The following is a 7,640-nucleotide window of genomic DNA, read 5'->3' on the forward strand; positions in this document are numbered from 1 at the left end:
TGTGCCGATGGTAATTGGGGGCTGTCCCCCTGTGAGAGTAGGTCACTGCCAGGCGATATATAACTATTGATTGTGCTTCACGGCAATTGTCGGTCGATCACTCCATAAGTGTCGAAGTGGAGCAAATGGTCTAATTGACAATTGGTTGTGAAGCCTTTTTTGGAGAGCTGTCCGAGAGGCCGAAGGAGCACGATTGGAAATCGTGTAGACGGTTAAGGCCGTCTCGAGGGTTCGAATCCCTCGCTCTCCGTCGAAAAAAAAGAGTTATATGCAGATATCCTGCATATAACTCTTTTTTCTTTTTACAGAAATAAAGAATGGACACTTGATCTTAGTTGCAGTATGATAACCAGTCAAGCTCATCAAGAAAATTAAATCAGTTTAATAATGAAATATTTTTCGATAAAGAAAAAAGGAAAATCAGAATGCAAAGAAAATACCTTGAAATAAATGTTCGTAATGTACTATTGGTATTTCATACACGAATGAACTTGTATATGGATTAATGAACTATAATATACGTGTATCATCGTTACATAAGGAGACTTAAAGGTGGAAACTTCATTTCCCGTATTTTTTTCTATGCTTTTTCTACTTGTTTGTTCGATTAGTGCACTTCTCGGACTTTTTGTTATAGTTAAAAATCCTACTAAAAAATTAAATCGTGTATTTTTTGCAGTTTGTATTTGTCTATGCATTTGGTCCTTTGGGTTCTCGATTGCGATTATCGCTCCGGATGCAAGTACTTGCTTGTTCTGGCGAAGATTTTCAGCGATCGGCTGGGGAGCAATTTATTGTTCGTTGTTGCAGTTTGTTTTGGTAATATCGGAAAAAGATATCAAAATGAAAAAATGGTTTTATCCAATATTCTACCTTCCTGCAGCAGTATGTATTTATGTTTTTGGATTTTCAAGCAAAATGGCGAATATACAATATCATTTTATAAAGACAAACCATGGATGGGCCAATATTGCCTTCACAAATGGGTGGGATGTCTTCTTTTATTGTTATTTTGTCACATATTCACTAATAGGTCTTGCCTTCCTCTGGCAATGGAAGAAACAAGCAAAGAAGCCTTATATAATCAAGCAAGCGAGAATCATTTTTACAACATTTGTGTCGATCCTTGTGTGTGGATCGTTTACGGATGTGATTAATAGCCAGATGATGTACATACATATTCCACAACTTGGACCGATCCTCTTTATTTTACTCCTTGCTACAATTAGCTATTGCATTAGGAAGTACCGACTAATGAATAATAATCGAGTAGATGAGGATGAGTTGATCTTAAATCTGTCCAATCGTTCTAAGGTTTATCATATCTCTTCGCTCGTGCTCGTTGCCTGCGGCATGATCTATGTTATTTGCCAATATTCGATCTCCCATAATGAATCGCTTCTATCTAGCCTAAGTACAGGCGGATTCTTGGCACTTTTAGGAATCGTTATTTCTATCAGTTATCGATGCACAACGAATAACGTGAATATGGAAGTCATTTATAGTTTGGTAAGTATGCTGGTGACACCACTATTTATCGTTAAATTGATTGGTTACACGGATACAGTCATTTGGGCGTTTCCTTTTATTACGATTATTATTTCGTTGATCTTTAACAGAAGTATTTTACTTAAAGCAACGATACTTTCGATGTATCTTACGCAAATTTACTTATGGTTTGCTGCACCGGGTTTGCACATCACGATTCAGAACGATGTTTTCGTAGGGAGAATCACAATACTCACAGTTGGCGTTATTTTCGCTCTCTATGTGCATAAAATCTACATTCTGAGATTATCAGAGAATGCTGATCAAGTTCACGTTCAGAAAATCGCATCAGAAATATCTACGAACTTCGTTACGGTAAACAGCTTAAATATTGTGGATAAGATTCATTCGCTACTTGAAACAGTGGGACTTTTTTTTGAGATCGAACATGTGTCATTAAAAATAAGTAAAGAAGACTATATTTCTAGTAAACTGATGCAGAACCTCCACTGGAACAGTAAAGGTGCAGATCAGAGAGTAGACTTATCTTTAGAATTGGGACGGTATTTTGGAGAGACAAGTATCATTCAAATTCCAGATCTGCGAAAAATTCCCTCTGATGCTCACCTCATTCGAAAAACGCTTGAAGAGAGAAATAGTTTTACTTTATTATCAGTACCCATTTTTATTCAAGATGAAGCTATTGGGCGGTTAACGCTTGAATCGGAGAAACCTGAAAAATGTTGGACCCCAAGTCGAATGAGTCTACTCGAAATTTTATCTAACGTGATTGCGAATGCGCTTGTAAAGGCGAATGCAGAAGAGAAAATTCACTTTATGGCCTACTATGACAGTCTGACTAAACTACCTAACCGTTTATTATTTAATCAGCGCACAGAAGTAGCGATGAAAAACGTCAAACAGAAAAATCATCGCCTTGCAATCGTTTTCTTAGATCTCGATTTATTTAAAGACGTTAATGATAGTATTGGGCATGAAGCTGGAGATTTATTAATTCAAAAAGTTACGGAACAATTGACCGATTGTGTGCGACCGTCTGATACGGTCTCACGTTTTGGTGGGGATGAATTTCTCATCATGCTTAATGATCTATCCGATCCTACTGAGGCAACAACGATTGCTAAGAAAATGTTGGATTTATTTCACGGATCCTTTATGTTGCATGAACAAGAAGTATTCATCACTGCAAGCATAGGACTAGCGTTATTCCCAGAAGATGGACAAAATACGGAAACTTTAATTAAAAATGCCGATACAGCCATGTATGCGGCCAAAAATAAAGGAAAGAATCAATATACCCTTTTCTCCAATGAAATGAAAGAGAAGCAGCAGTTCAAGATGATTCTGACCAGCAGTCTCTTTCATGCACAAGAGCGAAATGAATTTATGATCCTTTACCAACCTCAGGTAGGTGCGAAGTCAGAACGAATCATCGGACTTGAGGCGCTACTCAGATGGAAACATACTGAATATGGGATGATCTCGCCCAATGAATTTATTCCATTGGCAGAACAGACGGGCTTAATTAACGAAATTGGTGAATGGGTGCTCCGAACCGCTTGTATGCAATTGAAAGCATGGATCGATCAAGGGCTTCCACCAGTACGTATGGCGGTCAATTTATCGGTCGTACAGCTGCGGAATCCCTTGCTGGTGCAACAGGTGAAGCAAGTTCTACTCGAAACAGGATTGGATCCTGCACTGCTTGAACTTGAAATTACAGAGAGTGCGACGGTCAAGGACTTTGAGTTCATTGTTCGTGTATTGAATCAATTAAAGGCAATTGGTGTTTCGCTATCTATTGACGATTTTGGAACGAAATATTCTTCACTCGGCCGGTTAAAAGATTTACCTGTAGATCGGCTGAAGATGGACATGCAATTTGTTCAAGATATTGATCATAGTGAAAAAGGTGCGGGAATTGCCAAAGCCATCATTAATCTTGCCAAATATTTGGATATGCGTATGATTGCTGAGGGTGTGGAAAATCAGACGGAGCTTGAGTTTCTGAGAAAATGGGACTGTGATGAAATTCAAGGCTATTACTTTTATCGACCACTGGACGCAGAGGTTGTACGGAAAATCCTCCAGCAGTCCGTCAGCAATAGCTGATGGAGTTGTCCATAGAAGAAAATATTAAAGTTTTCGCTAAAAAATGTAGTGAAGATGCAAGACACCTGCGGAAGTAGCGAGCCGTGTAGATCCCGCAAAGAACATGCGTATATGAGGAGACTCACGGATCGGCCCTGGCAAGCGAGCAATCGAAGCTCAGTCAATGCAAAATTGATCTTCTTCTTAGTCGCTTGAAATGGATACAGACATGTTGAAATACAAATGATGAAAATGTTCTTTTCTTTCTTGGCGTATTTAGGGTATACTAAGTGAGTTGTTATTTTTTTAAAATAAATTTTAAAAAAACACTTGCTTTTTTCATCGGTTGATGATAATATTTTATGAGTCGGCGGCAAGATGTTATGACAAATGCTTGTCTGGCCCGTTCGTCAAGTGGTTAAGACACCACCCTTTCACGGTGGGTTCATGGGTTCGAATCCCGTACGGGTCATTGTTTTTCTTGATTTTTGATAGGCCATGTGATATAATGTTTGAGTGTGTTTGATGGCTTGTCCAAAACAATATGGAGGATTAGCTCAGCTGGGAGAGCATCTGCCTTACAAGCAGAGGGTCATAGGTTCGAGCCCTATATCCTCCACCATATCATCGCGGGGTGGAGCAGTCTGGTAGCTCGTCGGGCTCATAACCCGAAGGTCGTAGGTTCAAATCCTGCCCCCGCAATTATGGATCCGTGGTGTAGGGGTTAACATGCCTGCCTGTCACGCAGGAGATCGTCGGTTCAAATCCGATCGGATCCGCCATTTTATTTTAATTTTTCATAATGATTAATTCATTTTTTACATAATGGCTCGATAGCTCAGTCGGTAGAGCAGAGGACTGAAAATCCTCGTGTCGGTGGTTCGATTCCGCCTCGAGCCACCATTTGTTCGTGCCGATCTAGCTCAATTGGTAGAGCAACTGACTTGTAATCAGTAGGTTGGGGGTTCAAGTCCTCTGATCGGCATTTGTTTTTATTATAAACAATAGATGCTAATATCTATTCCTTTAATTATTATGGAGGGATAGCGAAGAGGCTAAACGCGACGGACTGTAAATCCGTTCCCTACGGGTTCGAAGGTTCGAATCCTTCTCCCTCCATTTACATATTATAGGGGTATAGTTTAAAGGTAGAACAGAGGTCTCCAAAACCTCCAGTGTGGGTTCAATTCCTACTACCCCTGCTTTAATTATTATGGCGGTTATGGTGAAGTGGTTAACACACCGGATTGTGGTTCCGGCATGCGTGGGTTCGATCCCCACTAACCGCCCCATTTTTGGCCCATAGCCAAGCGGTAAGGCAACGGTTTTTGGTGCCGTCATGCGCTGGTTCGAATCCAGCTGGGCCAGTTTTATGCGGAAGTAGTTCAGTGATAGAACATCACCTTGCCATGGTGGGGGTCGCGGGTTTGAATCCCGTCTTCCGCTCCAAATTATGGCGGCATAGCCAAGCGGTAAGGCACGGGTCTGCAAAACCCTTATCCCCGGTTCGATTCCGGGTGTCGCCTCCATTAAATTACTTACTGCCAATATTTACGATTGTGCCGGTGTGGCGGAATTGGCAGACGCGCATGACTCAAAATCATGTTCCTTCGGGAGTGTCGGTTCGACCCCGACCACCGGTATCAGAATGAGGCTGAAAAGCCTTGTAAACAAGAAAAGTCAGTGCTTTGAGTGAATCAAAGTGCTGGCTTTTTTGTTGTAATATACGTTTTGCATTACAAATGTGCTTAAAGAACACATATAATATGCTACAATAAATGTGTAATTAAATGGTGATTTGAACATACTATGAAGGAGAGATGAAAAATGGGGGCAACCGTTATGAATAAAGAAAAACCTTCGGTAACAACGGATACGCTAAATTTCTTACGTCATAATGTTTATAACGTTTCAGATCTGACCCGTAAAAACAAGTTGACAGAAATTCTGCAGAAATTTGTCCAGCCGACCGATGAAGTTTTTGTTATAGAAAATGCAAAAAATAAGGAAGCTAAAGCAGCAATGATTGATTTAAAATATTTTGAGGATCTACTTCGATATAAGGAAGCTGTTGATCAGGCTGCTGATCAAATTATTGAGGAAGAAGCGATAAAGCGTCTTAATGATGGTACACCGAAACTGAAATTTACGGATGCTTTCTCTAATGATGATTTTGATTTTGATGAGGTCATCAAGGAGTCAAAAGACTGATATGAATCTAAAAGAATTTCAACTGTACGTACGTGAAGAATTTAATGTGGAAATGACTCTTCATGAAAAAGTCGTTGCTGATCTCAAAGCAATCAATAAGGGGAGTAGGAACAGCATTCTTGCTGTTATCGTTCGACGAATTAGGGAAGGCGTACAATTTGTACCAGATGGTGTTGCCAAATCCCTTGAAGGTAAATTGAGCGGTTATGCAAAGATAAAGCCTCGTGCAATGAATCTAAGAGTTGTTTATCGCCCGATTGTCCATAAAGACTATATTGAAATGTATTTATTAGCGATTGGACCAAGAGATCATAAAAAAGTTTACCAAATGGCCGCCGAACGCTTGTGAAAACTCCTCAAAAATTATTATCATATATCACCCCTCTTATTGAGTATCTGTGGGCAAACAACATTAGAAGTCACGAAACCATCAAAATAATATCTAAAGGCTTTAAGAGATGAACGTAACAAAGGCTGGTGTTATTTGTGAAAATTCGCTCCTACTATAAGCTGATTTCGCTTGCCATTGTATTATTTATTTCCTTTGTCTATTGGTTTTTAGACTACGTTAATCTAAATTTAATCAATGTTGTCAATCTAATAATCAACTTAATAATAATTGAGGTGATATTTTTCTTATTTACTAGAAAAATACAAATATACACAATGTATCAACTCATCATGTATCTGTTATTTCAAATGTACTTTTTTCTACTTTATGGGCGGACTGTATATTTTAACGTGTTTTTTATGAGCCAAGCCTATGCATCCCATCAAATGACTAGACCTTTTCACTTCCCATTTGAGGTTATCAATTTTATCCCATTTCATACCATCATTAATGATTTAGTCCAATTCTCAGCGCCAACCGTTATTCAGGTACTTGGGAACCTGTTTTTATTAACTCCTCTTTGCTTCTTTATCCTTCTATTTAAGATGGCATCCAATAGAAAAACGGTCATTATCGCTTTTTATTTTTCACTGAGCATAGAACTATTACAATTAATTAAAGCATTAATTTTTTCTCAGTATACTTGGGGATTAGGTAGAGCAGCTGATATTGATGACGTTATTTTAAACACTTTGAGTGCATTTATAGCCCTATTATTATATAAGGGGTATGAAACAATTAGATACAAAATGAGAAATAGTTTTAAGAATTTACGTGAAGAAGTTTCAAATAAATAATTAACGGGCTTTAGATTCGCATGTCTAGACAGAAGGAATGAAACGATCTCTTTCTACTCTAATTTTTCGAGTGTATTTCTATCATTTGATAGTGTTGAAAAATCATGTGCTTTCCATTTCTTCAGAATATCCGAATAAATGGATTTATGCCGTAAACCCATCTTGTCAATCGAAATAGCGAATGAGAGCCACTCTACTCGATCAGCAGTTATTCCGCTCTTTTCTTTTGCCATTCGTAGCATATAGCGCTGAACATCACTATCTTCAATCGATCCTTGATTTATCCAAGATTCTCCAAAAGGATTTTTCTGAACAGGATCATAGCTTGCGGCAGGTGGATTTTTTTCTACCTCGGATTCCGTACTTTTTATTTTCAACGGTACGGAAACCTCTTTAGTATGAACTATTCCACGGACGCATAATAAAAATAGCAATCAAAACAAAATGACAAGCATTGACGAACCGATAAAAAAAATTCGCTTGTTTGACATTATAAAGGATCAACTCCCTTTTCACTTTTCTCATAAGAGGTATATCTGCTTTAGAAGTACTTATTTTTCAATATCAAACGGAAGATAATATAATGCTAGAAAAGGCAGTAGCTTAGGATGGACTTACTCAGTATAATAAGCAACCATGAG

The 7,640-nt window shown here is 38.6% G+C and carries 5 protein-coding genes and 14 tRNA genes; 18 read left to right on the forward strand and 1 reads right to left on the reverse strand.

Annotated features, from left to right (window positions below; translation table 11 throughout):
- The first annotated feature begins 161 nt into the window (after positions 1–161).
- The 18 genes from NIE32_RS13855 (at position 162) to NIE32_RS13940 (ending at position 6,999) form a co-directional block, all read left to right on the forward strand.
- Positions 162–250: transfer RNA gene (locus NIE32_RS13855), tRNA-Ser, on the forward strand.
- A 302-nt stretch (positions 251–552) separates the two neighbouring features.
- On the forward strand, positions 553–3,621 hold the full coding sequence (locus NIE32_RS13860) for an EAL domain-containing protein (protein ID WP_253077474.1): 3,069 nt from the start codon (positions 553–555) through the stop codon (positions 3,619–3,621).
- Between the two features lie 379 nt (positions 3,622–4,000).
- Positions 4,001–4,072: transfer RNA gene (locus NIE32_RS13865), tRNA-Glu, on the forward strand.
- A gap of 74 nt (positions 4,073–4,146) precedes the next feature.
- Positions 4,147–4,222: transfer RNA gene (locus NIE32_RS13870), tRNA-Val, on the forward strand.
- A gap of 6 nt (positions 4,223–4,228) precedes the next feature.
- Positions 4,229–4,302: transfer RNA gene (locus NIE32_RS13875), tRNA-Met, on the forward strand.
- 4 nt (positions 4,303–4,306) lie between these two features.
- Positions 4,307–4,382, forward strand: a tRNA-Asp gene (locus NIE32_RS13880).
- Between the two features lie 45 nt (positions 4,383–4,427).
- A tRNA-Phe gene (locus tag NIE32_RS13885) sits at positions 4,428–4,503 on the forward strand.
- Between the two features lie 9 nt (positions 4,504–4,512).
- Positions 4,513–4,585, forward strand: a tRNA-Thr gene (locus tag NIE32_RS13890).
- Positions 4,586–4,637: 52 nt separating this feature from the next.
- Positions 4,638–4,719 (forward strand) — tRNA-Tyr (locus NIE32_RS13895).
- Positions 4,720–4,731: 12 nt separating this feature from the next.
- Positions 4,732–4,802 (forward strand) — tRNA-Trp (locus tag NIE32_RS13900).
- A 14-nt stretch (positions 4,803–4,816) separates the two neighbouring features.
- A tRNA-His gene (locus tag NIE32_RS13905) sits at positions 4,817–4,892 on the forward strand.
- A gap of 4 nt (positions 4,893–4,896) precedes the next feature.
- Positions 4,897–4,968: transfer RNA gene (locus tag NIE32_RS13910), tRNA-Gln, on the forward strand.
- 6 nt (positions 4,969–4,974) lie between these two features.
- Positions 4,975–5,049: transfer RNA gene (locus tag NIE32_RS13915), tRNA-Gly, on the forward strand.
- A gap of 6 nt (positions 5,050–5,055) precedes the next feature.
- Positions 5,056–5,129: transfer RNA gene (locus NIE32_RS13920), tRNA-Cys, on the forward strand.
- A 32-nt stretch (positions 5,130–5,161) separates the two neighbouring features.
- Positions 5,162–5,243 (forward strand) — tRNA-Leu (locus tag NIE32_RS13925).
- A 199-nt stretch (positions 5,244–5,442) separates the two neighbouring features.
- Positions 5,443–5,811: a hypothetical protein gene (locus NIE32_RS13930; protein WP_253077475.1), complete on the forward strand. Its 369-nt coding sequence runs from the start codon at positions 5,443–5,445 to the stop codon at positions 5,809–5,811.
- A 1-nt stretch (position 5,812) separates the two neighbouring features.
- Positions 5,813–6,160: a hypothetical protein gene (locus tag NIE32_RS13935; protein WP_253077476.1), complete on the forward strand. Its 348-nt coding sequence runs from the start codon at positions 5,813–5,815 to the stop codon at positions 6,158–6,160.
- A 350-nt stretch (positions 6,161–6,510) separates the two neighbouring features.
- Positions 6,511–6,999: a VanZ family protein gene (locus NIE32_RS13940; protein ID WP_290443634.1), complete on the forward strand. Its 489-nt coding sequence runs from the start codon at positions 6,511–6,513 to the stop codon at positions 6,997–6,999.
- Positions 7,000–7,052: 53 nt separating this feature from the next.
- Here the strand turns inward: NIE32_RS13940 and NIE32_RS13945 are convergent, their stop codons facing one another.
- Positions 7,053–7,376 carry a DUF6241 domain-containing protein gene (locus NIE32_RS13945; RefSeq protein ID WP_253077478.1) on the reverse strand — a complete coding sequence of 108 codons (324 nt, stop codon included), beginning with the start codon at positions 7,374–7,376 and terminating at the stop codon, positions 7,053–7,055.
- Positions 7,377–7,640 lie beyond the last annotated feature (264 nt).

The organism is Sporolactobacillus kofuensis (genome assembly GCF_024125425.1).
GTDB lineage: Bacteria > Bacillota > Bacilli > Bacillales > Sporolactobacillaceae > Sporolactobacillus > Sporolactobacillus kofuensis.

Coding starts and splice junctions, on each gene's coding strand:
- NIE32_RS13935 (WP_253077476.1), top strand. CDS start 5,813: ATGAATCTAAAAGAATTTCAACTGTACGTACGTGAAGAATTTAATGTG.
- NIE32_RS13940 (WP_290443634.1), top strand. CDS start 6,511: ATGTACTTTTTTCTACTTTATGGGCGGACTGTATATTTTAACGTGTTT.
- NIE32_RS13930 (WP_253077475.1), top strand. CDS start 5,443: ATGAATAAAGAAAAACCTTCGGTAACAACGGATACGCTAAATTTCTTA.